Below are 23,260 nucleotides of genomic sequence, written 5' to 3' on the forward strand. Positions count from 1 at the left end.
ATACAAAACATATACAGCGCATATCAACCCATCGACAAGCACGAAAAATACCCGAACAGGGCATTACTTCGCCGCATCCGGGTATTATCGGAAAATACTATTTTACATCATCATTCAGATTTTTCATCCATGATTCGCTGCCATCTGTATTACGTACGGACGAGTGCGATTGTGTAGCCTCCTGCACATCCCCGAATGCCCAGTGACTCTCTGGCATATCTGGGAATATCGGATTCAGTCCTTTCAGCGGACCGCGATAGAGCATACGGTTAATCAATGTTACCGCTTCGGAGCGGATTATGCTATTCTGCGGCTTATACGAACCGTCAGGGTAACCGGAAATGTAGTTGCTGCGGTATAATTGTTCAACTGCAGACGCTGCCCAATTTCCCTTCACATCGTTGAAGTGAAAGTCTGTCGGAGCAGTGAGACTGATCTTAAGGAAACGAGTCATGACAGCTGCCAGTTCCGCTCTAGTGACCGGAGCTTCGGGGCGGAAAGTGCCGTCTTCGAAGCCGTTGAAATAGCTGTGTTTCGTAACGATTCTGATGTAATTGGAAGCCCAATGATCCGGCTTTACATCGGAATATCTTAATGCGTCTGTGAGGTTATTGTTTTCCGTCAATCGAGCCACAATAGCTGCCAGCTCGGCGCGAGTGAGCGAACGATCCGGCTTGAATTGGCCATCAGGATATCCGAGAATATATCGCTGATGATCCAAATCTCCAAATCGTTTGGAGAATACTTGCACGTTCACGTTTGAATGCGCTTTTTCATCCTTCGGACTTGCATTGAAATAAAATACGGACGGTATCTCAAAGTTCTGAATCTCTTTGTTTATTTGTGGCCATTTCACACTAATTTCGAAGCTTTTCGTTTGTCCAGCAGATAGATTCTCCACTGGCCAAACGATCGTTCGGCCTTCCACGCCCCCGCCATCCGCAGCGACAAGCACGACACCTTCAGGAAGTGTGATTTTCACGTGGCCGGCATCCAGCCAATTCAAAGAATCATTTTTAAAATTCACCGTAATGTTCGATTGAGTACCTTCCTCAACCAAGTTCTTGTTAACAGATAGGTTCAGAAGTACGTTCGAAGGAGATGGAGCTGAGCCTCCTCCTGAACTTTGTTCAGGATATAATTTGATATCGTGTTTAACAATGTCGAACTCGACTGGAATCGTCGAACTCCGATAAGTTTCGTAACCGTTCTTCGATACCACCAAATAATAATCAGCTTGCGGGTATACCATGTAAGCGTAAAATCCGCTAGAATCGGAAATTTGACCCGGGCTTGCATTATTATTAGGATCAAAGCCGTTAATTACCGGCAACACGACACCCGTGTTAGGTGTTCTGCTTGGATGATTTTTATTTCTTGTCGTATCGGCATAATATAGTGTTACCTGAGCACCGCTAATTACCTGATTTGAAATGGCGTCCGTAATGGTTCCGTAGGGATCAACCAGTTCTTCGGTGATATTGAGTTCGCCATTTGCTTTCACTTTCACATCGCCACGGCTAATGATGATCTCTTGGCCAGGTTCGAGTTCATAGCTGATTTCCAGCGTATAGTCGCCAACGGCTAAACCTTCTGCACGGAATACGCCTTGATCCTGTAATGTAAATCCTTTCTTGATGCCGCCATCCATTATATAATTGCCGTTGGAATCCTTTACATACACCTTTGTTTTACCAATCATATCATTGTTGAACAACGTTGTTTTGCCATCTGGTTGCTTGAATAAAACGACGCCTGTCACTGTCTTTTCGGAAGTGAAGTTTTCGTCTCCGGCACCAGTAACGGACCCGACGTGCGCCTTTTGCTTATAGGATACGGGTGTTGGAACACCGCCGACCAAGACATCCTGCGTAAATTCCAAATCGTATTCTACGTCGCCTTTTGGAACAATAATTGAATAATTTCCGTTAGCATCTGTGAAGACGGTTTGTACGAAATCGACGGCTGGATCGATAATGCCATCGTTGTTCAAGTCCAGCGTGATACGCACTTGTGCGTTAGGAACAGGCGTATTGTCGTCTCCCTTTGTGATAATGCCAGAAATGGATGCAGGCAAGAAGGAAACGACGAGTTGATCTTGTGCATACAATCCTTTGGCAGCGTCTTGGACTGTGGCAACTACCGGGATGAGTTTCTCATCGACCCCTGTAATTTTCGAAGATTGGTATTTTACAACAGCCTTACCTTGTGCGTTCGTAACAGCCCGGTCGGATTCAGGGAATGATCCATTGCCCAGTTCCGCTGGAACAGAGAATACAACCTCTACACCAACAATTGGACTGCCGTTGTCGTCCTTCAGTACAGCAGTTAAATAGGAGAGGGAATTTCCGTCACCAATTATTTTGGCCGGTTCTGCTGTCAGCTTAAGGTTGGCGCCAATGACTTCAAAGCTGTTGTCAGCTAGTTTGAGTTCGTTAGGCAATCTTACATCTGCCTTGGCCGCCTCAAATGTTACTTGATACGTCCCTGGAGACGTTTCAAGCGGCAGAATGTAGTTCGTTTTCGCCCATTGCTTGTACCCATCTAGGTGAGCGCTTGCCGCGTTTGTGAGCGTTAATGCAACAGCTGTTCCATTGACTGTCACCGTTACTTGATCGGCGTCAAGTGAGCTTACAGCGGAAAGTTTCAACGGTTGGCCAAGCAATGCTTTAACGATCGTTGGATCTCCTTGGTCTTTGACGCCCACCCAGCCATCCAACACTTTATTGATTTGGATCGTAACTGTTGCTGAGAGGCTTTCTTGGCCGTCTGCATCCGTTACGGTGTAGTTGAAACTATCCATTCCACCGGTGAATTCCGGATTAGGCGTATACGTCCATTTGTTTCCGCTGCCCGGAACAGGTGTTAGTGTTCCTTTCGACGGTTGCGTCTTAATGCTGTATACCAATCCTGTGACCGTCTCTGCATCGGATCCTGATAATTCGATGGTAATCGGAGTCGTGCCTTCTACTGCGCTTACCGATAGAGGATCGGCAACTGGTTTCCCGTTATAAGTGATAGTGACATTAGCTGGACTGGCGGAATACATAATGCCGTCATAACCATCCCACTTGAATGCAACTGTGCTGCCGCTAGGCAGATTAATATCTGGTGCAAATTTCAGGCTCGGCAGCTCGGAGATGTCAAGCTCTTTTACTGGAGCTGATTGGTTCAAATAAACGATGCCAGTGACGGAATCTATAAACCACAATTTGCCTTTTTGGTCGAAACCGGAGGGCAGCGTAATTTTAATCTTCTGCATCGGATCTGAATTGACATCAGTATATTTATTTATAAAATCTTCAGCTGTGAATGAAACAACTGCTCCGGTAAGACTTGGTTTGATAATGTCGCTGACTACTGGAGGAGAGTTGATCTTAATGGTAATCGTTTTATCTGTTTGCGCATACTCAAGACCATCAGAGCCATTCCATGTAAGCGTAACTGTACCTGTCTGATCGGGCTCTGGGACAAATGTTATCAGACTGAGCTGAGCTGCAGGGATTACCTGTCCGGCAACAACCGTAGCTCCGTTTAACTTTAAGGTGCCGCGAGTTGGAAGGGTGACGATTTTTACGTTGTTTAACGGGTCAAGATTAGCATCGGTATATTTCGGGTTTGCAAAGTCCGTGGCTGTAAAATGAACCGTCTCACCTTCATTGATCAGCTTCTCGAAATCGGCAGCAACCGGAGCTGCGTTCGCCGTCAAAAGTACATTAGCGTCTAGCAACGCATATTTCCCTTTTACGATGTCATACCCATTCCATGAGAAGGAGGCAGCGCCTGTAAAGCCGCCGTTTGCTGGGATGAACGTTAATTTCGGGATATCACTTGTAAGAACGACGTCATTCGCGTAAACATTACTCGTTATAGTTCCAGTGCTATCAGTTAGCACCAACTTCCCTTTGCTTGCATCTGGTAGTGACTTGATTTGTATGTGTTGCAAGTTATTTCCGATGGCAGTGCCGTTGAGTTTACTAAATTTATTCTTGAAATCCGCGGAGGTAAATCCCGTTGGCTCGTATTGAAGCCCTTTCTTCGCAATGTCACTCACCTTCGGATCGAATGAGGATACGGAATAGATGTGTTCGACCTTGCCGGGATTGGTATAATTCTCCGAGCTTGTCCCATTGCCTCGATCATCGAATAAAATAATATTGACTTCGTATTCCTTGCTGGGATCGATGCTGCTGTCGCTCAACACCAAATTCGACCATGCCTGCTCCGTACCTGCCGAGGCGCCGGCAAACAACTTTTTGTCCGTAGCCAGATTGTTCTCCGAACCATCGGCATTTTTCTGAACTACATTGGCTTCGATTGAGAAGTTGCCTGTATTTTTCGGCATAAATGCGGTGTCAACCGTAACTTTCCCATTCTCAACATTCATGTTGAGCTTGGTAATCTCACCGTTCTGCTGGACGCCACCGTCGACTACAATTTGACCCCAGTCAATTGTAGCGACCCAACCAGCATTAAAGTAGGTCAGGTTCTTATAATTGTTGTGGATTGAAATCCCGACATAGTAATCGTTCCCGGACGCTATTTTGGCCGGATCAAGCTTCAATACGGTTGTATTCCACTTGTTGTCGTTGCCCGAAAGCGCTCCGATATAGCCTGACTGCTTAAATTCCTTCTTGTAATTCGCGCTTGCAGTCGACCAACCTTGCGCTCCCCCACCGCTTGTTGGCCAATTGGTGTAAGGAGTGGATGTAAACTGGACATCGTCAGGATTGGCTGACATATACACTCTGTCCCATTCTCCTGTTTTAGTCGGATCGTTGCTGTCATATTCATCCACATCATATCCACGTATCAGTAAATACGCGCTTTGTTGCGGTGTCTTGTCAACACCTGTGATTTTAAAATCAAATGGATATTTGGCATCTCCATTCGCGATACGTAAATTTTGAGTGAAAATATCCAAATCATCATCGGCTGGCCCGTTCCCGGCCGGATTCCCGTTCCAGTTATCGGAGTCAGTGAAATAAGTCCCACCGGCTGTAGTTGTGCTGCTTGCAAATGCGGGGGGTACCGTGCTTAATGCAACGAGTAGCGCCAATGCAAGAGGGAACAATCTCTTACCCATCCACATTCTTAAAAGTCGTTTCTCCAAAACAAATTCTCCTCCTTCAATTTGCTGGTTTCATTGCGCCATTCTATGTTGTTACACAGCTTTTGAAAGATTAGCAGATGATATTGAACAAATACTATACATAAACGGATCAATAGTTACTGTCCATCAAAAATGAAAGAGAGGGAGCGCCTTTCTTGTGTATTAGTGGGTAGCACTTGCCACCCAACCACTAACCCTTGTTACAGGAGCGGCCGTCCGGATTAACTGGAAAACCTCCAACTATTTTCGCGGCTTTTTCTAATTTTGGACAATTAGATGGAAAACCTCCAGTTAAAATCCCCGATTTCAGGCTCTACGGCCCAATTTGGCCAAATTAACTACAGGAAATACAGTTAAGTTCTCTGAAGTGAGGAGAATGGCGAAATTAGATGTACTTTTTACAGTTAACGTGTGGGAGAGGGGGGAGAGGGGTGGAGGTGAAGTAATAGTAGTAGTAGTAGTAGTAGTAGTAGTAGACTTGGATTGAGATTGAGACTGGAAGTAGAAGTGAAATTGAAAGTAGAAGAAGAAGTGTAGTAGTAGTAGTAGTAGCTGATGTGCTGAAGGCGTGAAACAGCTTAATGCTAATTTGTTTAAAACACGTGTCCCTCAACAGAGCTATAACCCACCAATTGAATGCCAACCCACCAACAAGACAACTCTCCAAACACCACGACTGCCAGTACCACATATCCCCCCTACATCACAATCCATTCCCAACAAGCCTGCGTTTATTACTTCCACAAACTACTCACCTCACGGCGCAACTTGCTCCAAAACCGCTGTTCAAGCTCACGCCTAACTGCCGATTGCGTGGAAAGGGAAGAAAAATTTTACATATTTTGATTGACATGCAACTAAATTGTTGCATATAATGGGCGCATGGACAAACTTTTTAAAGCACTTGCAGACGGAACACGCAGAGAATTACTCGACATCTTGTTCGTGAATAACGGACTATCCTTATCAGAACTCTGTCAGCAAATGACAATGAGCCGGCAAGCTGTTACGAAACACCTTTTGCTGCTGGAGGAGGCAAATCTGGTTACAGTCACGTGGCATGGCCGCGAGAAACTTCATTATCTGAACCCGGTACCGATCGGGGAGATCTACCATCGCTGGATCGGTAAGTTTGATCAACGTCGCATTGAGGCATTAACCAATTTGAAGCTAGCCTTAGAGGAGGATTCGAATCATGAATAAGAAGTCTTTTGTTTATGTGACATACATCGCAACAACGCCAGAGAAGCTATGGGCAGCCTTAACGAGCAGTGAGTTTACGAAGCAGTATTTTTTTGGTCGTGAAATCATTTCAGATTGGCAAGTCGGTTCGAGCTTTCACTTAATGAATAAAGACAAGACGGAACATTACGGTGAAGTTCTTGTCTATGAGCCTTATAGCTTGCTCGCGATTACGTGGAGTGTCAAGGATGCGGAAGGCGATCGGATGTCCAATGTGACGTATGAATTAACACCATTGAACGGTACGATCAAGCTAACACTTCGCCATGAGGAGCTGTTAGAACAGGATATTCGTAAGGATGAGGGCAAAATCGAAGGATTTAACAACGGCTGGCCTGTTATTCTTAGCAATTTGAAGAGTCTGCTCGAAACAGGCAAAACGCTGCCAGCGTTCTAAAGGAGGGCAAGATGATGAGTACAAATCAACTGAATTACTCGGTTAGCAACGCAGGTGCATTTTCTGAATTTGCAAGTGTAACGGAAGGCATGTTGAAGGGTAAAATCTTTCTAAAAGACGCCCTACAACTGACGAGTATGGAAGTTTCACTTAATCACTTACCCCCGAAGGGGGAAGTCCCCTTTTATCACAAGCACCAACAGAATGAAGAGCTCTACATCTTTCTTCAAGGGCAAGGCCAAGTTCAAGTGGACGGAAATGAAATAGATGTGCACGAAGGCACGTCCGTTCGCATTGCACCTGATGGTGTGAGAGCGTTGCGGAATACATCGGCGACACAAGGCCTGCATTTTATTGTCATTCAAGCCAAGGAGAACAGTCTTACCCAATGGGTGGAGTCAGATGGCATTATTCTGGACCAACCCGTCGAATGGGATAACAAGCGTTAGTTGTTTAAAATATAAAACAAGCGGCAAGCTAAGACTATATGATCTAGTCCTAGCTTGCCGCTTGTTCATTATTAAACCTTACGATCCCGCAGATAGCTCCACAGCATCAAAACAAACCCCGCCGCGGTCAATCCCGCGCCGATCCAAGGCAACGACGACAGGCCGATGTGCGTAATCGCCCAGCCACCTAGAAAGGCGCCGCCAGCGTTGCCGAGATTCAACGCAGAATGCGTTGAGGTGGCAGCCAGCTCTGGCGCTTCTTTGGCCAGATTCATGATGCGAATCTGCAGCCCAGGCAAAATCCCGAAAGCGGCAACTCCCCATATGAATATGGTGATAATCGCAGCAACCGGGAATTGATCCGTATATGCGAATACAGCGAGAATGAGCGCTAACGCGGCAAAGTTGCCGATCAAAGACGGCATGAGCTTCCAGTCAGCCATTTTGCCACCTAGAATGTTGCCTAGCGTTACACCAAAGCCGAACAAGATGAGAATCCACGTCACACTGCTCTCTTTAAACCCTGTGATGTTGATCAGAATAGGCGCGATGTAAGTGAATACTGCGAATAAGCTGCTGCAACCTAAGGCTCCTATCAGAAAGACGAGCAGTAATCGCGGCTGCAAAAGAGCGCGGACCTGCTTAACAAGGCTGCTATTCGTTTTCTGTGTAATCTTTGGAATGAAGATCAGGATACCGATGAACGAGATGATGCCCATAATGACAACGGAGCCGAAGGATGCCCGCCAGCCGAGATGCTGACCGATGTAGGTGCCAAGCGGCACGCCAAGAATATTTGCGATGGTTAGACCCGCCATCATCACGGATATGGCACTGGCCCTTTTTTCGGGCCGGACCAAATTCGCCGCGATCACAGAGCCGACACCGAAGAAGGTCCCGTGAGCCAAAGCAGTGATCAGTCGCGCTACCATCACGACCCCATAGGACGGAGCTAGCGCAGCTAGGCCATTGCCTAAAATGAAGATGAGCATCAGCACGAGAAGAAGGCGTTTTTGCGGCAGCTTATGAGTCAACATAGCGAGAATCGGAGCACCGAATGCCACGCCAAGTGCGTAGCCCGTAATCAATTGTCCCGCTTGCGAAATGCTAACGTTCAAGTCATCCGCCACATTGGGCAGAATCCCCATAATAACGAATTCGGTCATACCAATCGCGAAGGCGCCAACCGTTAGGGAGAAAAGGGAGATAGGAAACCGTTCTTTCTCGCTCGCTGTCCCTTGTAAAGCATGTGAAGTGTTCATGATTGCATTGAACCCACCTTTCTATCTTAAAGGTCTAATCATACCACGAGGACAAGCGACAAGGTATGACATTCTTTGCATTTTTTTTGCTATAAGTAATATTTTCAAATATGCCTGTTGACATTTATCTTTAAATAAAGTATCTTTAAATTAAGATAAATGAAGCAAACAAATGAAACGAGGTGAAGCAACATGAGCGAAGCGAGAAACCAATCTTTAGATCTTTACATCGCCCTTTCCAGAGCGAGTGAGTGGGTGAACGCCCACGGTGATCGAGATATTCGCAAGCATGGACTGAACCGCACAGAGTTTGGTGTACTAGAACTGCTTTACCACAAGGGATCGCAGGCGATTCAACAAATTGGCAGTAAAGTATTGATGAGTAGCGGGAATATTACCTATGTCGTTGATAAGCTGGTCAAAAAGGAATTCGTTATCCGCAATACATCGACGGAAGATCGCAGATTGATTTTTGCTGAAATTACGGAAAAAGGGAAACAATTTATTGAGGATGTTTTTCCAAAGCATGCGGAAGTGATCGAGAGCGCAGTAGCAGGTTTGACGGATGAAGAGAAGAAGCTGGCAAGTCAACTGTTGAAGAAACTTGGCAGGTATGCGCAAGAAGGATTCAAATAGTGATCGAGTTGATAATCAGCTCGCACAAACGGATCCCTAACATAAATGACAATATCTTATGTAAACTATCTTAAAATAAAGATTCTTAAATATGAAGGAGTTGGCTATTATGACAACAACACAACAACAAACCGCAGGTATCCACCATATCACCGCTTTCGTTCAACATGCACAGGCAACTGTTGATTTCTATGCAGGTATTCTGGGGCTTCGCATGATCAAAAAAACGATCAATTTCGATGCACCGGAAGTCTACCATCTCTATTTCGGTAATGAAGCGGGCAGCCCGGGAACGATCATTACGTTCTTCCCTTACGCGGGATCTCGCAAAGGACGGGTCGGCGGTGGTCAAGTCGGCATCACGACTTATGCCGTGCCAACAGGCAGCCTATCTTTCTGGGAAGCGCGCCTCACACAATTCGATGTTGCCTATGAGAAAAATGCGCGATTCGGCGAAACCTATGTACAATTCAAAGACCCAGACGGTCTGAGACTAGAGATTGTTGAGCGCGAACAAGGTGCGCCAAGTCAGTGGGCATTTGGTGGCGTTCCCGTGGACAAAGCGATCAAAGGCTTCGGCGGCGCTGTCCTCTACAGCACGGCACCTGACAAAACGTCAGATCTCCTTGTAAATGTCATGGGTTTGAAAAAAGTAGGGCAAGAAGGCGCCTATGCACGCTTCGCTTCCTTCGGCGACTTGGGTAATATCGTCGATATCAACGTAACGCCGATGGACTACGGTGCTGGCGGTGCGGGAACTGTTCATCATATCGCATGGCGTGCGAAAGATGACGCCGAGCATGCGCTATGGAGAAGTCACGTAGCGAGCAATGGCTACCACCCTACACCAATCGTGGATCGTCAATACTTCAACGCAATTTACTTCCGTGAGGAAGGCGGCATCCTGTTTGAGATTGCGACAGATCCGCCAGGGTTTGCAAGAGATGAAGCGCCAGAAGCACTTGGCGAGAAATTAATGCTGCCAGAATGGTTTGAAGCAAGCCGCGATCAAATCGTGCGAAATCTGCCGCCAATCGAAGTGCGGGTATTGGAAGGTGATGAGCAATGAAACATATCTATCAGCAAGGATCTGATCTGACAGCGCCCGTGCTCGTTCTGTTTCACGGAACGGGCGGGACCGAGCAAGACCTGCTGCCATTGGCGCAGGCGATTTCACCAACCTCCTCCGTACTTAGCGTACGGGGGAACGTCCTAGAGAACGGCATGCCGCGTTTCTTCCGCCGGCTGGCTGAGGGCATCTTCGACGAGGAAGATCTGATCTTCCGTACGAAGGAAGTGTACGATTTCCTCGACACGGCAGCAGTCGAGCACGGCTTCGATCGCAGCAACGTCGTTGCGATCGGCTATTCCAACGGCGCGAACATCGCGGGCAGCTTGCTGTTCCACTATCCGAATGCGCTTCGCGCAGCCATTCTGCATCATCCGATGGTGCCGCGGCGCGGCATCCAGCTGCCTGATCTCTCAGACACCCCTGTATTCATCGGGGCTGGCAAGAACGACCCGATCTGCTCACCCGAGGAGTCGGAGGAGCTAGAACGTCTGCTGAGCGATGCTGGATCGGATGTTCATGTGCATTGGGAGAATTCAGGCCACCAATTGACGCGCTCTGAGGTTTTTGCCGCAGCAGAGTGGCTCAAAGGGATCTCACTCTAATAGAGGAAGAGAGGAGCTTGTCACCATGACCATGCTAGGCATTGATCCATCCGCACAAAGCGAGCGAGAGAACTACAAGCTGCTCATCGGCAGCATTATCCCGAGGCCGATCGCTTTCGTCTCGACGTTATCGACTGAAGGCGTGCTGAACGCCGCGCCATTCAGCTATTTCACCATCGTGACGGCGGACCCGCCGATGGTTGCCGTTTCCGTACAGCGGAAGCAGGGTGTCCGGAAGGACACCTCCCGCAATGCGGTCGATACAGGAGCCTTCGTTGTACATATCTCAGACGAATCCTATATCGACCAGATCAACCAGAGCGCCGCTGCGCTGCCGCCTGAGGAGAGCGAAGTGACGCTGGCGGGACTAACGCCCGTTCCGAGCAGCCACATCGACGTTCCGGGCATCGCCGAAGCCAGCATCCGCATGGAATGCGTCCTCGAGCAGGTGATTCCGCTAGGCGGAATATCGGACGCACCAGCGGCAGATTTATTAATCGGACGTGTCGTCTATTTTCACATCGATGAGAGCTTAGTTGACAACGGACGTATTGATCCGAAGAAGCTGAAGCCTGTAAGTCGGTTAGCAGGCAATTCTTATGCGAAGCTTGGCGAGCTTTTTGAGATCGATCGACCGGTGTAATAGAGGCGAATCGCTTCGTTCTAACGCAGAACGAGAGGCGATTCGTCTCTTTTTATAAATGGAAAACATACAGTTAATTCTCACGAATTCCTCCAAATTCCACGATTAGATGGAATTTATGTCGTTATATCATCGAAATTCATTCCTATTCTCTTGAAATCTTGAAATTACATGGATAATTTCCAGTTAAATCACGGAAACACGAATTAGACGTGAAATTAGCTGTACAAAATGCAGTTACTCTAGTGTTTGGGTCCACGGCAGCCCGCATCCCTGCACGAGAGAGGATCGCCAACGTGGCTACCGTATGCCAAAAGGGACGTACTTCTTCCATAAACGCGCCGTCCATGAGGGACGGCGGAGGCGGTTTTCTTGGACGACTTACTTATATTGCATTTTACAAAAAGGGTTTACCCACGTATGATGAGTTAGCTATGTAATATTTCTTATCCTATAACGGGAACTTATTTCGATTCGTAACGTACTACTTCAAGGCACATAAACTTACGAGATCCGACACGACGCGGAGAGAGGGAGTTCTAACAGGATGAAGCATGAGGATAAGGGTGGGTGGCGGAAAGATATCGCGCCTTTCGAAAGACCACATATGAAGCATAGTGTGTGGCAAATCATCAATACAGTGGGACCCTTTTTCGTGCTTTGGTATTTTGCTTTTCTAAGTCTTTCCGTTTCAATTTGGCTAACTTTCGTGATTGATCTAATTGCTGCAGGTTTTTTGATCCGCATATTTATCATTTTTCATGATTGCTGTCACAAATCCTTTTTCAAAAACAAACTTGCCAATGAAATTGTTGGCACACTAACAGGAATATTAACCTTCGTACCGTACCATCAGTGGCGTCATACACACTCTGTTCACCATGCATCTAGTGGAAACTTGGATAAAAGAGGCGTTGGTGACATCTGGACGCTAACCGTGGATGAATATATGGAAGCAACATGGCTTAAACGAATGACCTATCGCCTATATCGCAGTCCGTTTGTGATGTTTATCATTGGACCGATCTTCATCTTCTTGATTGATTACCGGTTTAACCGCCGGAAGGCAGGCATGAAAGAAAGAATCAATACGTATATCACGAATATAGGTATTGTTGGCAGTATTGCTTTGCTTTGTTGGGGTATCGGCTGGGAGTCGTTCCTGCTGATTCAAGGACCGATGTTCTTCTTCTCAGGTATGGCCGGCATTTGGCTGTTCTACGTTCAGCACAACTATGAAGAAACCTACTACGAGAATGATGCAGAATGGGATTATGTGAAAGCAGCGATGCATGGCAGTTCGTTTTACAATTTGCCTCGAGTTCTACACTGGATTACAGGCAATATTGGCTATCACCACATTCATCATTTAAGCCCGCGCGTGCCGAACTATCATTTGCAAAAGGTACACAATAAGAACGCAGCACTTCGCAATGTGCAAACGATCACACTGAAGACGAGTCTGGAGTCTTTGAAATTCCGTATTTGGAATGAAGAATCCAAGAAGTTTATTCAGTTCAAGGATTTGAAGCAGTTCCGTGTAAAAGTAAAGCCGCGAATAATAAAAGCCGTAGATGTGGAATAAGAAACTTGTGTCTGACCTGTGATCATCTGCGGGTTGGGCGCTTTTTTTTAGTAAAATAGCGTTGAAATGCCCAATTGGGCACTGTATAATCCAACTATGACGTCAAAAAGTGAACGGGTGTTTATTAATGCAAATTTTAAAAGATGAAGTCAAAAAAAGTATCCGCCAAGCGGCTTTGGCCGAGTTCAAGAAGCATGGATATTTGAAAGCCTCCATTCGGCAAATTGCAGAAGCCGCAGGCATAACACCTGGCAACATCTATCGGTACTTCAAGAGCAAGGATGATCTGTTCGATGAACTGATTCAGCCCATACAAGAGCAATTAGCTGAGGTTTTGCGCGTTTGTAAGCAAGAAGTGGATGACACCCTTTGTACGGCATTGTCTGATCATTTGTTAATCTTACGCCGAATTGATGCTTCCCTAATGTTGCTTTTCAAAGAGTCCAGCACGGAGCTGACGATTCTGCTGAATCTAAGTGAAGGCTCTCGATTTGCTTCGGCGAAACAAGAGATGATACTACTAGTACATCAGATTATTTCAGAGGTATTCACGGCGGAAATGGCAACATCAGGATCGCTACCTCAGAAGGATCAGCTCTCTGCGCACATGATTGCGACGACAATGATTGAAGGTATTTGTTTGATTTTGCGCGACCATGAGGATGGCGATACGATTAAAATGCTCGTTGATGAACTGTTGTACCTGTATTGCACAGGTATTTCAGAAAAAATAAAGCTAGCACAGGCATAAAATTTTTTATCTCAATAATGAACGCTTGTTTACTAGTGAGTGGAGGAGAAGAGAGAGATGAAATCAATTATTAAATGGCGTTGGGCGATTCTAGCCGCGTGGTTGGTGGCGACGGTGTTGCTGACGGTATTCCAACCCAATGTGAATGCGATTCTTGGATTAAGAGGGCAGGATCCGCTGCGTAGTGACGCTCCATCCAAGGTTGCTTCAGCGATTCTGAACAAAATCAATGGGGTTGAAGGCACGAGTGACATTGTGGTCTTTCATAACCCGAACAAACTGTCAGATGCAGACATGAAGGCGATCGAGGCTGGCATTACGAATTTGAAAAGCCATCAAGACCAGCTCGGTTTCAGTCAGTTGATTGATCCGTTTACCACGCCGGAGGCGAAGTCATCGCTGATTTCTGAGGATGGCACGACCTTGATGGCGAGCTTTTCTTTGGATAAAAGAGGGCGTCACGTCGAGGACATTAAGCTGGAGTTTGAAGATGTTCTGAAAGACATGAAGGTGGAGTATTACCTCTCTGGGGAGGATTTCATTCAGGATGATTATATTAAAGCTTCCGAGTCCGGTGTTGAAAAAAGTGCCGCGCTAACGGTCATTTTCATCCTAGCTGTACTAGTGATTATGTTCCGTTCCGTTATTATTCCGGTAGTATCCTTGCTGGCGGTCGGTATTTCGTACCTAGTGTCGATGGGGATTGCCGCACAGCTCATCGATAAGTTTAATTTCCCGGTGACGAGTGTTACGCAAATGCTATTAATCTTGATTCTCTTCGGGATCGGGACCGATTATAACATTCTCTTATTTAATCGATTCAAAGAGGAATTATCCCATGGGTTATCCGTGGATGAAGCAATTATTGTGACCTACCGCACGGCGGGTAAAACGATTTTTTACAGTATTTTGACCGTGTTTATTGCGTTTGCTGCCTTAACGTTATCGGATTTCGGTATTTATCAATCAGGTAACGTAGTTGCGATTGGTACGGCGATTCTCCTACTCCAAATCGTAACGGTGACACCGTTTTTCATGAAAATGCTAGGGAATAAGCTCTTCTGGCCTTCCAAAGGCATGGGAGGGCATAAGGAGAGTAAATTCTGGGCAGGCTTGACGAAAATTGCGGTGAAAAGACCGATTATTACGACAGTAATCATTCTAATTATTACAATTCCGCTTGCTCTTGCGAATCATCAGAAATTGTCTTTTGACCAATTGAAGGAGCTTGGGAATGATCACCAATCCACCAAAGGTTTCAGCCTTGTTGCGGATCATTTCAGCCGAGGTCAGGCACTCCCAACTATGGTCGTTATTGAGAATGACAAACCGTTAAACACGAATGATGGTTTAGCCGCAATTGATAAAGTGACGGAGAAGCTGAAAACCATTCCAGGTGTCGATATGGTATCCAGCGTGACACAGCCGCAATCGAAGCCGATAGATGACTTCTATATTTCTACTCAAACGAAGACGGTTGCCGATGGGATTACAGCTTCGCAAAAAGGTGTAAATCAAATTCGAGATGGACTTACTATAATGCAAAGTAAGCTGGAAGTGCCTGATACATCAAGCGTTAGCCAGCTTGTAGATGGCACAGGTCAGGTGCAGGATGGCTATAGCAAACTGACAACTGCTCTGGATCAAGTAGCTAGCGGTATCGCGCAAGGTGCTGGCGGTGCAGGAGAGTTAAGTACGGGAATTGCTGCATTGAAAGATGGCATGAACCAAGTGAGTGTCAATAGCGTTAAGATCACTGACGGGCTAACACAGCTGGGGCAAGGATATAACGCTATAACGGAAGGCTACGGCCAAATTGAGGGGCAGCTTACGGGGATTCAGCAAGGACTTGTCGGGATGAATGGTCTGATTGGCGGACTTGGCAGCAAGTACAACCAATTGAACACCGATGAAGATTACATCAAGCTGAAACAAACGGGCGAAGGTCTTGCCTCCGGTCTAACGCAGTTGAGCGGCGGACTAAGCGAGCTTGGCAAGAACGCAGCCAAGCTGAACAGTGCTTTCGCCGAGGCGACGCAAGGCTTGGCGCAAGTGAACGGCGCGCAGGCGCAGCTAGCGGCGGGACTTACGCAGCTGGAGAGCGGAGCGGCTGAGCTCGCCAACGGGCTGAAGCAAGGCAGCGCGGGCAGCCGCGAGATCGCTGCGAACATGACGAAGCTGAACGCTGCGCTAGGCAGCGTCAAAGACGGTCAGCAGAAGCTGAGCGAAGGCTTGTCAGGTCTTGGCAGCGGCATGGGCCAGTTGAAGGACGGCCTTGGGCAGAGCGGCAACGGACTCGGTGACGTGTCCGAGGGGCTTGGCAAGACGAGCCAGTTCCTGACGCAGCTGAACGGCTCCAAAACGTTCTTCATGCCGAAAGAAGCGCTGTCGAGCGCAGATTTCGGGAAGTCCTTGGACAGCTTCATGTCCAAGGATCGGAAGATGACGAAGATGATCGTCATCCTGAAGGATGATCCGTATTCATCGGCGGCAATGGATACGATTGAAGGCATTAATGCGGAGCTCGCTGCGAGCGTGAAAGGCACCGTGCTGGAGAATGCGAAGGTCGGCGCGGCAGGACCGAGCTCGACGACGTATGACACGAACAAGGCGCAGCTGAAGTCGTTCAATAGCACCGCGATTATCGTCATTATCGGTGTGTTCATTGTCTTGCTGTTCGTTATTCGGGCCTTCTGGCCAGCCGTTTATATCATATTGAGCTTAGTGATATCTTACTATGTGGCGATGACGGCGACGAATGTCGTCACGGATAAAATCATTGGTGCCGATGGGGTTTCCTCTTTCGTACCGTTCTTCTCCTTCATCATTATTATTGCTGTCGGCGTCGACTACAGCATCTTCCTGATGATGCGTTACAAAGAGCTTGGCGATCTATCGCCTTCGAAAGCGATCGTGCAAGCCGCTAAGCACATCGGCGGCGTAGTCATTTCGGCGATGGTCATCCTTGGCGGAACCTTCGCCACGCTCGTACCATCCGGCCTCGTTCTGTTGATCGAGCTAGCGGTGGCCGTGATCGTCGGCCTCATCGTGCTCTGCTTCGTCTTGCTGCCGATGCTGCTGCCTGCGCTGCTGGCTATGCCAGAAGCACTACGGGCAAAGCGCGGCGTCAGCGCGCACAAAGTGTCGACGGAGAGTCGCACGGCGTAGGTACAGAGATTTGTATAGGGCTTCCTTCCAGGGTGATTGCACCTGGAGGGGAGCCTCTTTGCTGTGTAGATAAGAATGGATAAAAATTCAAGTAAATGCAGAACCTAATGTCAAAATAAGATTAGGTGATACTTATGCTATCGTTACTTGTTTCTCTTTTTCTGTTTATCATTGGTTATCCCCGAAGAGGTACTCGCCAAAACGATAGCAGAATCGTTGTTGCCTATGTTTCCCTGGCGATGATCGGCCTAACTCTGGCTGTTCTTCATGCAACGGAAACAACCTATGTCCTAACGAACATGTTACAAAACACGATGAACAGTATTGTTGAAAAGGTGGGCGGATAGTGTGTCTCTATTGGGAAAGCTTCTTAAGAAATCAGCATCGAGCGCATCGCCCGATCTGTTAACAGCAGCCGTCGAATTACAAGAGCAATCGTCAGAACAATTGAGCGGCAGTTTAGAGAGCAACTTGAGCTTGATTAAAGACGCTACGCAGAATCCTTCCGATCTCATTGTTCGTGAACTTCTATTGCAGAACGAGGATGGCTTGAAAATTCGAGCCGCTGTTCTATATATTGATGGACTTGCAGAAAAAGATATTGTACACCAATGCGTCATTCTCCCTCTGATGCAAATGGATCATAACGTGCAGGTCACATTAACACATATCGAAAAATTTGTCATAACAGCAAGCGGTATAAAGCGAGTAAGCACGCTAAAAGAAAGTATCAAAGGACTGTTATACTCAAGCACGCTTGTTTTGCTTGACGGGGTTGCTGAAACCTTACTCATTACCTCCGAGGGCTGGGAGCATCGGTTCGTTTCCAATCCGACTAGCGAGCCGATTATTCGAGGCCCTCAGGATGCCTTTAATGAGGTGCTTCGAACCAATACAGCTTTAATAAGAAGAAAGATTAAAGATCCGCAATTAGTGCTCTTTCCTATTCAAATTGGTACGCGAACATTGACCGATGGTGCTATCGCATATTTACAGGACGTAGCGAATCCAAACATCGTGAATGAGGTCAAACGAAGGCTCGCCAAAATTGAAACCGAGGGTATTCTGGATAGCGGCCAGCTTGAGGATTATCTAAAAGATTCTCCGTACTCGCCATTTCCGCAGCTCAACTCGACGGAAAGAGTGGATAAGGCATCTGCAGCGATCTTGGAGGGTAAAGTTGTCGTGCTCGTTGATGGCACGCCATTTGCACTAACGATGCCGATCACTTTTACTGAATTTCTACTGGCTACCGAGGATTATTACACGAATTTTTGGGCAGCAACGATGCTGCGCTGGGTGCGATTCTTGGCGATGCTTATGGCGCTTACGCTGCCCTCCATCTATATTGCAATTACGACGTTTCATCAGGAAATGCTCCCGACGGAGCTCATGCTTGCTATTGCAAGCAATCGCAGCGGGATTCCATTTCCAGCTTTTTCAGAAGCGTTGATTATGGAAATCAGCTTGGAGCTGCTGCGGGAAGCGAGTCTTCGCCTCCCTGGCACAATGGGCCAAACGGTCGGTATCGTTGGCGCACTTGTCATTGGACAAGCGGCGGTTCAGGCGAATATCGTCGGCCCTGTACTGACGATAATCGTTTCTTTTACGGCCATTGGTGCTTTCGCCATACCGAATTACAATGCCTCTTTAACCATTCGGCTGCTGCGCTTTCCTATTATGATGCTCGCTGCCGTTTTGGGCATTTTTGGTATCGTGTTTGGAACCAGCATGATTCTCATCCACATGATTCATCTACGCTCCTTCGGCGTCAACTATCTGGCTGCTCTGACCCCCCAATCCTTACAAGATGTGGATGATTCCATCGTGCTCAAAAAGCCAGCGTTTTCTTTAAAATACCGCCCATCTTTTCTTGGCTTAAGAGGCAAAAACCGTAAGTGAGTGGAGGCATATCGTTGAAATCTGCACATCTAACGACCAAGCAAATGATGATTCTAGTATGCTTTATATCTTTTGGTACGATTTTTTTTACACTTCCGCGCACGTTAGCGCATGCTTCGGGACATAGTGGATGGCTGTCGATCCTCCTAGGCAGTCTTATGGTCATTCCAACTTTCTGGTTAATTACACAAATTGGTTCAGCTATGCAAGAGATGAGCATTATTGCGTATTGCTTAAGCCTATTTGGACCTGTCTTCGGACGTGTTTACGCACTTCTCTTCCTGCTGCCGTTATTGTTTTTTGCTGCAATTATTATACGGATCCTTGCGGAAATTATCGTTTCACTGGTTCTCCCTGAAACTCCCTTGGAGCTGGTTATCATTATGCTGCTCGTTCTACGTTATTATTTGGCGCAAGGCGGGATGCTGTCAATTGCTCGCTGGGGCGAGATCATTGCTCCCGTGATCGTTGTATTGTTCGTTACGATGTTTGCCCTTTCGATGGAAAATGTGGATCTTGAACGCATAGAGCCTCTGTTTAGTGCTTCATTGATGGAGGTATGGAAAGGTTCATTGGGCATTTGCAGTACGTTCTCTGAAATGATCGTGCTCCTATATATCTATCCACAAATCAAGGAAAAAACCCAAGTATTGCCTGCGTTACTGTGGTCTATGTTCATCGTCTTGTGCTTGTTTGAGGTAACTTTCCTGATTACGATGGGAACCTATGGCAGTGCATTTACACAAAGACTTATTTTTCCTGTCATTGAATTAGTAAAAGATATTGCCCTATTTGAATTTATTGAGCATTTGGAGAGTCCCTTCTTGGCCGTGTGGATATTTGTAAATATTACCAAAGGTTCGTTGTTGTTTTACGCTTGCTGCGTTGGTTCTCGGGACTGGTTCGGTACGATTGACATTGGTAATCTAATGATTCCAATTTCTATAATTATCTTTTACTTATCTATGATCCCTGACAACATTAACGCTAGCATCGTTAGCTTCGAAATAGCCAAAGGGGTTACGTTCTGGCTGTATGCGTTCGTTCTTCTCACGATTCTATGGTTAGCAGGTAAGAGGAAAGCAAGGAGAACCGCGAATGAGAAACCTGCGTAGAAGCGTCAAATTACTGTTGCTGAGCGGGATTCTCATCTTAACCACAGGGTGTTGGAACAGACAGGAAGCCGATAAAATCGAATATGTCCTTGCCGCGGGCATCGATCTTAACGATAAGGGACAAATCGTTCTTACTGTTCTAACGCCTGTATTGGAAGCTATGAAACCAACGAGCGGCTTAAAGGGAGAGCAAAAGAAAACATTGAGTGTAGTCGGAGATACAACATTCGAAGCAGCGCGAAGTTATCTGCAAATCGTGGGAAGAAAGCTGTATTGGTCCCATCTGCAGGTGTTATTAATTGGAGAAAAAGCGGCAAGAACAAATGTTCGACATTACTTGGACTTTTTCTCATCGGACCCCGAGCTGCGGGGCACGGCTTACATAGCCCTGGTAAAAGGACGTGCGCTCGATATGTTAGAGTCAACGCCAGACATTACAGCCATATCCTCTAATTACTTGAAAGATAGTATTAAAAATACGGACTTAGATGGCAAATCCGTCAAGGTGCATTTTACTGAATTTGCTCGCAAGCTGGCAGAACCAACAGGCGGACAACCTTACACCTCTATGCTTCAGTTACTTGAACAAGCGGATTATGTCAAAAACACGGTCGGTGTGAAGCCCTATCAAGGAGGGGGGGCCAAACAATCGAGTTTATTTTATACGTCGGGTACAGGCGTGTTTTCCAATGGGAGGCTGGTAGGGACTTTGAACGGAACAGAGTCGAGAGGTTTTATGTGGGTCACGGGAAAGCTGAAAACAGCGATTGTTACCGTCCCTTGCCCGAATGAGTCGAATTGCCAAATATCCTTGGAAATTGCAGGTGAAAAGAAAGGTAAGAGCAAGGTTTATTACACGGATGGTAAAGCGGTGATTCAACTCCATATTAGTGTGGAATTTAATATTGGAGATAAAGCTAGCAGTAAGTTCAAGGTAGATTCCAAAACGATTTCTTATTTGGAAGAACAATTGTCCAATACAATTCGTAACGAAGTGCATATGGCTTTTCGCAAAGTTGCCATTGACTATAAATCAGACATTTTTGCTTTCGGCAACAGATTAGAAGATCGAAATCCTAAACTATGGAAGCAAATTAAAGATCAATGGGAGAAGGAGATATTACCAGAGGCCGAACTGGACGTACAGGTCATCTCCAAGCTTCGCAGAACGTCAAGAACGCTCTATTCGCCTTGGGTGAAAGCTGAGCATTCTTAGATAGACATACAAAGAGGGATGTATGATGCACGGATTAGCATGTTCATCCCTCTTTTCCCATGCCCCAAAACCTAAAAAAAACACAAGTGAGTGAAAAGCCATTCCATAGTTGAAAGCGCTGTATCAGGTTACGATAGACCTATAACATCGACGAAGATAAGTGAGGGGGGCCAGAGGATGGCGGTCAACGCACAAGCGGTAAAGCAGATGAGTGGACGTAAGCAGATGAGCAAAGGCAAGTCCTTGCTGCGCGCGTTTTGGAAGTATAAGGCGTTATATCTGATATCACTGCCGGGCATTATTTATTTTATTATTTTCAAGTATGTACCTTTGTTGGGCTCTGTCATTGCGTTTCAGGAGTACAATATTTTTGACGGTTTCACAGGCAGTAAGTGGGTTGGTTTAGATAACTTTACCCGAATGTTCGCGCACTATGACTTTCTTAATATTTTAAAAAACACCGTACTCATTGGAGTATATGATCTCCTCCTTGGTTTTCCAGCACCGATTATTCTCGCCTTGCTCCTGAACGAGCTTCGCGTTGTCTTGTACAAGCGTGTGCTTCAAACGGTCGTGTATATGCCTCACTTCTTGTCCTGGGTTATCGTGAGCGGGATCGCGATTGGTATTCTTTCACCATCTACAGGGGCTGTGAATCACTTTGTTACATGGCTAGGTTTTGAACCGATTTATTTCTTAGGTGAAGAATCCTGGATTCGCACCGTATTGATTGGTTCGGGGATTTGGCGTGATTCCGGTTATGGCACGATTATTTATTTGGCTGCATTAGCAGGAATTAACCCTGATTTATATGAGGCCTCTGAGGTAGATGGTGCTAATCGCTGGAGACAGACGATTTCCATTACACTTCCATCCTTGCTGCCGACAATTATGATCTTGTTCCTTTTACACATTGGTAAATTCTTAGACTTCGGCTTCGAGCGCGTTTATGTATTCTTGAATCCGCTTAATAAGGAAAATGGAGAAATATTAGATACGTATATTTACACCGCAGGCTTACTCGGTCAGCAATACAGTTATACGACAGCAATCGGGCTTTTCAAAGCATTAGTCGGAGTAATCTTCATTGTGACGGGTAATGTATTAAGTAAAAAAACAACGGGTGAAAGCTTGTACTAAGACGGAGGTGAACGCTTTATGAATCGCAAGCCGACAGCCGGCTGGCAAGTGTTTAACGGCTTTAATGTGATATTTCTAACGGCAATTTCTCTCGTGATGCTTCTGCCGTTCTTAAACGTACTGGCTCAATCCTTCAGTTCATCAGAAGCGATCGTGAAGGGGGATGTTCTCTTCCTGCCGGTTCATTTTACGACAATTAACTATCAGTATGTGTTCAGTGATCATGCCATCTGGCGTTCCTTTGGGGTAACCGTGTATATTACGATCGTAGGTACACTAATTAATTTGATTGCCACGGCCTCCTTGGCTTATCCCGTTTCACGTCCTGAGTATATGGGTCGCAAAGCGATTGTGGTCATGGTTTTGATCACAATGGTGTTTACAGCACCACTGATTCCTAACTTTATTTTGATGAAGAATTTACATTTGACGAACTCGCTTTGGGCTTTATTGATTCCAGGTGCAATCAGTGCCTTTAACTTCTTTATTATGCGTTCATTCTTCCTACAAATCCCGAGTGAAATCATTGATTCAGGTCGAATTGACGGCACCTCGGAAATGGGTATGATTTGGCGAATCGTGTTGCCGCTATCGAAGCCAGTTATGGCATCACTAGGTATCTTCTACGCGGTAAGCCACTGGAACACGTATCAAAGTGCGATTTATTACCTCAATAAACCGACGCTCTGGCCGCTGCAAGTTAAACTGCGTCAGTTAATCGTGTCCGACGATATTACGATTGATCCGAACGCCTCCCAGTTCAGCGGGCTTGCTCACATGGACCCAGAGGGTATCAAAATGGCGACGATCATTATCGCAACGCTTCCGATCATTATTATTTACCCGTTCTTACAACGTCATTTCGTTAAAGGTATGATGGTTGGATCGGTGAAATCCTAATTGGTATCGACAGATTTATACAAAAAACCTACTATTTAACTCTTTTTACACAATTCTAAAAAAAAGA

General features: G+C 46.3%; 18 protein-coding genes. 16 read left to right on the forward strand and 2 right to left on the reverse strand.

Annotated features, from left to right (window positions below; translation table 11 throughout):
• Positions 1-97: 97 nt before the first annotated feature.
• Positions 98-5,113, reverse strand: a complete 5,016-nt coding sequence (locus GC096_RS23145; protein WP_171633544.1) for an S-layer homology domain-containing protein — start codon at positions 5,111-5,113, stop codon at positions 98-100.
• A gap of 882 nt (positions 5,114-5,995) precedes the next feature.
• On the opposite strand from GC096_RS23145, the gene GC096_RS23150 reads away from it, so the two are divergent.
• The 3 genes from GC096_RS23150 to GC096_RS23160 are packed head-to-tail and all read left to right on the forward strand — an operon-like array spanning position 5,996 to position 7,201.
• Complete coding sequence (locus tag GC096_RS23150) at positions 5,996-6,316, forward strand: ArsR/SmtB family transcription factor (protein WP_171633545.1); 321 nt, start codon at positions 5,996-5,998, stop codon at positions 6,314-6,316.
• A complete protein-coding gene (locus GC096_RS23155; protein WP_171633547.1) occupies positions 6,309-6,752 on the forward strand; it encodes an SRPBCC family protein in 444 nt (147 codons plus the stop codon). Before GC096_RS23150 ends, GC096_RS23155 begins: the two co-directional genes overlap by 8 nt.
• Before the next feature lie 11 nt (positions 6,753-6,763).
• The gene (locus GC096_RS23160; protein ID WP_171633549.1) at positions 6,764-7,201 is read left to right on the forward strand and encodes a cupin domain-containing protein; all 438 of its coding nucleotides are present in this window, start codon (positions 6,764-6,766) and stop codon (positions 7,199-7,201) included.
• Between the two features lie 71 nt (positions 7,202-7,272).
• Here GC096_RS23160 and GC096_RS23165 read toward each other — a convergent pair whose 3' ends face one another.
• Positions 7,273-8,463 (reverse strand): MFS transporter, encoded by a 1,191-nt coding sequence (locus GC096_RS23165; protein WP_171633550.1) that lies wholly within the window; start codon positions 8,461-8,463, stop codon positions 7,273-7,275.
• A gap of 192 nt (positions 8,464-8,655) precedes the next feature.
• Between GC096_RS23165 and GC096_RS23170 the strand changes: the two genes are divergently transcribed.
• The 13 genes from GC096_RS23170 (at position 8,656) to GC096_RS23230 (ending at position 23,193) form a co-directional block, all read left to right on the forward strand.
• A complete protein-coding gene (locus GC096_RS23170; RefSeq protein WP_171633552.1) occupies positions 8,656-9,099 on the forward strand; it encodes a MarR family winged helix-turn-helix transcriptional regulator in 444 nt (147 codons plus the stop codon).
• A 109-nt stretch (positions 9,100-9,208) separates the two neighbouring features.
• Entirely contained in the window at positions 9,209-10,168 is a 960-nt protein-coding gene (locus tag GC096_RS23175; protein ID WP_171633554.1) for a ring-cleaving dioxygenase, read from the forward strand.
• Complete coding sequence (locus tag GC096_RS23180; protein ID WP_171633555.1) at positions 10,165-10,773, forward strand: alpha/beta hydrolase; 609 nt, start codon at positions 10,165-10,167, stop codon at positions 10,771-10,773. The genes GC096_RS23175 and GC096_RS23180 overlap by 4 nt, the downstream gene beginning before the upstream one ends.
• Before the next feature lie 31 nt (positions 10,774-10,804).
• Positions 10,805-11,416, forward strand: a complete 612-nt coding sequence (locus tag GC096_RS23185) for a flavin reductase family protein (protein WP_171633614.1) — start codon at positions 10,805-10,807, stop codon at positions 11,414-11,416.
• 547 nt (positions 11,417-11,963) lie between these two features.
• Positions 11,964-13,001 carry a Delta(5) desaturase DesA gene (desA, locus tag GC096_RS23190; protein ID WP_171633557.1) on the forward strand — a complete coding sequence of 346 codons (1,038 nt, stop codon included), beginning with the start codon at positions 11,964-11,966 and terminating at the stop codon, positions 12,999-13,001.
• Between the two features lie 127 nt (positions 13,002-13,128).
• Positions 13,129-13,752, forward strand: a complete 624-nt coding sequence (locus tag GC096_RS23195) for a TetR/AcrR family transcriptional regulator (RefSeq protein WP_171633558.1) — start codon at positions 13,129-13,131, stop codon at positions 13,750-13,752.
• Positions 13,753-13,809: 57 nt separating this feature from the next.
• Positions 13,810-16,920: an MMPL family transporter gene (locus GC096_RS23200; RefSeq protein ID WP_171633560.1), complete on the forward strand. Its 3,111-nt coding sequence runs from the start codon at positions 13,810-13,812 to the stop codon at positions 16,918-16,920.
• A gap of 134 nt (positions 16,921-17,054) precedes the next feature.
• The gene (locus GC096_RS23205) at positions 17,055-17,267 is read left to right on the forward strand and encodes a hypothetical protein (RefSeq protein WP_171633561.1); all 213 of its coding nucleotides are present in this window, start codon (positions 17,055-17,057) and stop codon (positions 17,265-17,267) included.
• A 1-nt stretch (position 17,268) separates the two neighbouring features.
• The gene (locus GC096_RS23210; RefSeq protein ID WP_171633563.1) at positions 17,269-18,822 is read left to right on the forward strand and encodes a spore germination protein; all 1,554 of its coding nucleotides are present in this window, start codon (positions 17,269-17,271) and stop codon (positions 18,820-18,822) included.
• A gap of 14 nt (positions 18,823-18,836) precedes the next feature.
• Complete coding sequence (locus tag GC096_RS23215) at positions 18,837-19,937, forward strand: GerAB/ArcD/ProY family transporter (RefSeq protein ID WP_171633564.1); 1,101 nt, start codon at positions 18,837-18,839, stop codon at positions 19,935-19,937.
• Positions 19,921-21,153 (forward strand): Ger(x)C family spore germination protein, encoded by a 1,233-nt coding sequence (locus tag GC096_RS23220; protein WP_171633566.1) that lies wholly within the window; start codon positions 19,921-19,923, stop codon positions 21,151-21,153. The genes GC096_RS23215 and GC096_RS23220 overlap by 17 nt, the downstream gene beginning before the upstream one ends.
• A gap of 207 nt (positions 21,154-21,360) precedes the next feature.
• A complete protein-coding gene (locus tag GC096_RS23225; protein ID WP_246302916.1) occupies positions 21,361-22,293 on the forward strand; it encodes an ABC transporter permease in 933 nt (310 codons plus the stop codon).
• Positions 22,294-22,311: 18 nt separating this feature from the next.
• Entirely contained in the window at positions 22,312-23,193 is an 882-nt protein-coding gene (locus GC096_RS23230) for a carbohydrate ABC transporter permease (protein WP_171633569.1), read from the forward strand.
• Positions 23,194-23,260: the final 67 nt, after the last annotated feature.

This window comes from Paenibacillus plantarum (genome assembly GCF_013141695.1).
In the GTDB taxonomy this organism is placed as follows: domain Bacteria; phylum Bacillota; class Bacilli; order Paenibacillales; family NBRC-103111; genus Paenibacillus_E; species Paenibacillus_E plantarum.

Bases quoted from the DNA above. Each gene is read 5' to 3' on its own strand.
- GC096_RS23185 (WP_171633614.1), top strand. From the start codon at position 10,805: ATGCTAGGCATTGATCCATCCGCACAAAGCGAGCGAGAGAACTACAAG.
- GC096_RS23230 (WP_171633569.1), top strand. From the start codon at position 22,312: ATGAATCGCAAGCCGACAGCCGGCTGGCAAGTGTTTAACGGCTTTAAT.
- GC096_RS23180 (WP_171633555.1), top strand. From the start codon at position 10,165: ATGAAACATATCTATCAGCAAGGATCTGATCTGACAGCGCCCGTGCTC.
- GC096_RS23155 (WP_171633547.1), top strand. From the start codon at position 6,309: ATGAATAAGAAGTCTTTTGTTTATGTGACATACATCGCAACAACGCCA.
- GC096_RS23170 (WP_171633552.1), top strand. From the start codon at position 8,656: ATGAGCGAAGCGAGAAACCAATCTTTAGATCTTTACATCGCCCTTTCC.
- desA (WP_171633557.1), top strand. From the start codon at position 11,964: ATGAAGCATGAGGATAAGGGTGGGTGGCGGAAAGATATCGCGCCTTTC.
- GC096_RS23220 (WP_171633566.1), top strand. From the start codon at position 19,921: ATGAGAAACCTGCGTAGAAGCGTCAAATTACTGTTGCTGAGCGGGATT.
- GC096_RS23160 (WP_171633549.1), top strand. From the start codon at position 6,764: ATGATGAGTACAAATCAACTGAATTACTCGGTTAGCAACGCAGGTGCA.
- GC096_RS23195 (WP_171633558.1), top strand. From the start codon at position 13,129: ATGCAAATTTTAAAAGATGAAGTCAAAAAAAGTATCCGCCAAGCGGCT.
- GC096_RS23165 (WP_171633550.1), bottom strand. From the start codon at position 8,463: ATGAACACTTCACATGCTTTACAAGGGACAGCGAGCGAGAAAGAACGG.
- GC096_RS23150 (WP_171633545.1), top strand. From the start codon at position 5,996: ATGGACAAACTTTTTAAAGCACTTGCAGACGGAACACGCAGAGAATTA.
- GC096_RS23225 (WP_246302916.1), top strand. From the start codon at position 21,361: ATGAGTGGACGTAAGCAGATGAGCAAAGGCAAGTCCTTGCTGCGCGCG.
- GC096_RS23200 (WP_171633560.1), top strand. From the start codon at position 13,810: ATGAAATCAATTATTAAATGGCGTTGGGCGATTCTAGCCGCGTGGTTG.
- GC096_RS23205 (WP_171633561.1), top strand. From the start codon at position 17,055: ATGCTATCGTTACTTGTTTCTCTTTTTCTGTTTATCATTGGTTATCCC.
- GC096_RS23175 (WP_171633554.1), top strand. From the start codon at position 9,209: ATGACAACAACACAACAACAAACCGCAGGTATCCACCATATCACCGCT.